Source organism: Bradyrhizobium sp. P2_E8 (assembly GCF_056403875.1).
This window is the reverse complement of the sequence record NZ_JBFUES010000891.1, coordinates 1-3,112: the sequence shown is the minus strand read 5'-3', so window position 1 is coordinate 3,112 and position 3,112 is coordinate 1. Positions and strand designations below refer to the sequence as shown.

Here is a 3,112-nt window from a genome sequence, read left to right as displayed (position 1 = left end):
ATCATGGAGGGTCCGAAGCGCGGACTGTGAACCTCCCGCCGCCAGGGGTTGCCGACCTCGGAGGCGCGGGCCGCGATCGCAGGGCAGGTCGCTTCCTTTGCAGAAATTGCGTCCCAGACGGGCTAAGGGCGGGCACGCGAACGCACCGGCGCGTCTTGCATAATTTTTCGCCAGTCGGACAAACCTGACCTACTCACGCAAACGCTACTCGGATAGGTAGGCGGTTGCCGCTAAAAGCAGCGCCCCTGATTCCGAAAGTCATTTTCCGCGATGAAACCGTCCGTCAAGGCGAACCTCGCCGCATTCCATCCCGACGCCAGGCTGTATTTGACGCTCGGCATCGCCAACTGGTCGGTGTTCGTCGACCACATCCCGAACAACGTCGTCAACCTGCTGACGCTGCGCAATTTCGGCTTCAGCGGCGCCGCGGACCTGTTCGTGTTCGTGGTGGGCTACGGCGTCGCCATCATCCACGGCAGGATGGCGCTGGAGCGCGGCTACATCGTCGCGGCAACGCGCGTCTTTCGCCGCGTCTGGCGGCTCTACGCCGCCTATGTCGTGCTGTTCGTGATCTACATCGACGCCATCGCCTACGTCGCCTCGCAATCGATGGCGCCGGAGATCATTCACGAATACAACATCTCAGGGATTCTCGAGCACCCGCTGCGCATCCTGGTCCGTGGCCTGGTGCTCCAGGAAGAGCCGCTGAACCTCGACCTCCTGCAACTGATGATCCCGCTGATGGCGTTCTTTCCGTTCGTGCTGTGGGGGCTGCTGCGATGGCCGCACCTGACGCTGGCGGCATCRGTCGGGCTGTACGCCGCGGCGCGCTGGTTCGACTGGAATTTCCGGGTCTATCCGGACCAGGAGTGGACCTTCAATCCGCTGTGCTGGCAGATGCTGATGGTGCTGGGCGGCTGGTTCGCCGTGACAGGCGCCCCCGGCCGTGCGCTGCGTGGCATGTCCTGGCTGCGGAGCCTCGCAGGCGCCTATCTCGTCTTTGCGATGGCCGTCACCCTGATGCGCCATTCGCCGACGCTGTCCGCCCATTTGCCGGACCTCCTTCTCAACAGCATCGCGCCGACCGACAAGGAAAACCTCGCGCTCTTTCGCGTGGTCCACTTCCTCGCGCTCGCGCTCATTGCGACCCATCTCATTCCGGCCGATCATCCCGGCCTGAAATGGCGGCCGCTTCAGGCGGTGATCATATGCGGCGAGGAATGGCTCGCGGTGTTCTGCGTCGCAGTGTTCCTCTCCTTCGCCGGCCATCTCCTCCTGATCACCGGGCCGAACCTGGTGGTAATGCAGGTCGCGGTGAGCATCGTTGGCTTCGCCGCGATGATCGCGGTCGCCTATTACATCATCTGGTCGAAGCGGCAGGACCTGCCTGCGGCCCTGCGGCAGCAGACCTGACAACATAATCGTGCGATTCTGCTAGGCCGAGACCTGTGGCTGCGCTATGCGGAGGGACTCTGCGTGAGGAGACCGGGCGTGGCGATGGCGAAAGGCGGGGGTGAAGAGGCTGACAGCGTGCCCAGGCGCGGCCGGCCGCGGTCGATCGAGACCTCCAACGCCATCCTCGAAAGCGCCTATGCGCTGATGGCCGCCACCGGCCTTGCCGCCACCACCATCGACGCGGTCGCGCGCCACTCCAGCGTCTCCAAGATGACGATCTACAAATGGTGGCCATCGCGCGAGGCGCTGCTGATCGACGCCTTTCTCCACCATGCCGCGCAGATGCTGCCGCTGCCCCCGGTGAGCTCCGGCACGCCCGCTGCACGCGCGCGCCGCCATGCCGCGGCCTATGCCGAGGCGCTCCAGGGCGAGTTCGGCAAGGTGCAGCTCGCCGTCATCTCCGAATGCATCTCCAAGACCGGCTCGGCCGAGCTGTTCTACGCACGCTACCTGCAATTCCGCCGCGACGCGCTGGTGGAGATGATCGCCGCGGGCCAGAAGGACGGCAGCGTCCTGGCCGAGGGGGCGCCTGAGGACCTCTATGACGCGATCTATGGCGGCCTGTTCTACCGCTACGTCTTCGGCATCGCGCCGATCACGCCGGCTTACGCACGCAGTCTGGTCGATCTCGTATTGCGACCGAAGGGCTAGATCAGGCGCTGAAAATGCCCGCCGTCCGTCCCCGCCTCAAGTTCCACGCCTTGGTGATAAGAACGCGTGGACATCTCATGTCTTTTCCCACAGGAGCATCAGTCTCATCATGATCAAACGCATCTTGCCATACGAAGGATTGCTCCACGAAGTGGTCGAGCATGGAGGCGTGCTTTACATCGGCGGAATCGTCCCTGAGGACACGAGCCTGGACATGTCGGGTCAGACAAACGATGTGCTTGGCCAGCTGTCGCGTCTCCTGGAGACTCTCGGATCTGACCTAGCCAACGTCTTGCAGGTGACTATTTTCATGGCGAATCTGAGCGAGAAGGCTGCGTTCAATGCGGCCTGGAAGGCGCACTTCGCAGAAGCTCATCTGCCTGCGCGCGCCGCCGTCGGCGTGGCCGATCTCGGTTCAGGCGTCAAGCTCGAGATGACCGCAATCGCTGCTCGACCGACCTCGAGCTGAAGTGCGCGAGGTTTATCGCACAGGCCTCACCGGGGCCGAGAGCTTGTCCGTGCGGTCGCGCTCGGACATATCGACGACCGTCTCCATCGGAGCGGTCAGCTCGTAGACATAGGAGACGTCGGTGAAGTAGCGCTTGGCGGTGCCGCCGAGCGCTTCGGGCGCGACGCGGTCGAGCAGGATCAGGCCGAAATCGGAATCCGGGCGGCGCGTCGCCTCGCTGGTGTTGAACTCCTCCCAGCGGAAATGGAAGACCTCATCGGTCCCCTCGCCCGTCACCGTCCAGTTGGCGGTGATGTGCGGATGCTTGCCGACCAGCGACAGGCCTTCGTCCGAATGCGAGGCGAGCTCGAAGAACAGAAGCGACAGGCTCTGCGCCGCGCGCGCGCTCACCGCGATGTCAGGACCGGTGACGGCGATGCGGTCCGCATGAGGAATGGCGCGCGCCTCGAACAGGCCCTTCAGCTTGACGCCCTGCCACTGGCTCTCGCTGAGCAGCGAGACCACGTTGGACATGGCGTGGATGCGGCCGATCAGCAG

General features: G+C 64.1%; 4 protein-coding genes. 3 read left to right on the top strand and 1 reads right to left on the bottom strand.

What is annotated here, in order from left to right; translation table 11 throughout:
• Positions 1–270: 270 nt before the first annotated feature.
• The 3 genes from AC1D00_RS33805 (at position 271) to AC1D00_RS33795 (ending at position 2,575) form a co-directional block, all read left to right on the top strand.
• A complete protein-coding gene (locus tag AC1D00_RS33805) occupies positions 271–1,413 on the top strand; it encodes an OpgC domain-containing protein (protein ID WP_135176328.1) in 1,143 nt (380 codons plus the stop codon).
• An 84-nt stretch (positions 1,414–1,497) separates the two neighbouring features.
• On the top strand, positions 1,498–2,106 hold the full coding sequence (locus AC1D00_RS33800) for a TetR/AcrR family transcriptional regulator (RefSeq protein ID WP_167771122.1): 609 nt from the start codon (positions 1,498–1,500) through the stop codon (positions 2,104–2,106).
• Between the two features lie 109 nt (positions 2,107–2,215).
• On the top strand, positions 2,216–2,575 hold the full coding sequence (locus tag AC1D00_RS33795) for a RidA family protein (RefSeq protein ID WP_477013655.1): 360 nt from the start codon (positions 2,216–2,218) through the stop codon (positions 2,573–2,575).
• Between the two features lie 12 nt (positions 2,576–2,587).
• On the opposite strand, the gene AC1D00_RS33790 is transcribed toward AC1D00_RS33795, so the two are convergent.
• The coding region (locus tag AC1D00_RS33790) for an HWE histidine kinase domain-containing protein (RefSeq protein ID WP_477013654.1) at positions 2,588–3,112 on the bottom strand (525 nt) is incomplete at its 5' end.

Excerpts from the sequence above, each read along its gene's own strand:
- AC1D00_RS33800 (WP_167771122.1), top strand. The coding sequence starts at position 1,498 with ATGGCGAAAGGCGGGGGTGAAGAGGCTGACAGCGTGCCCAGGCGCGGC.
- AC1D00_RS33795 (WP_477013655.1), top strand. The coding sequence starts at position 2,216 with ATGATCAAACGCATCTTGCCATACGAAGGATTGCTCCACGAAGTGGTC.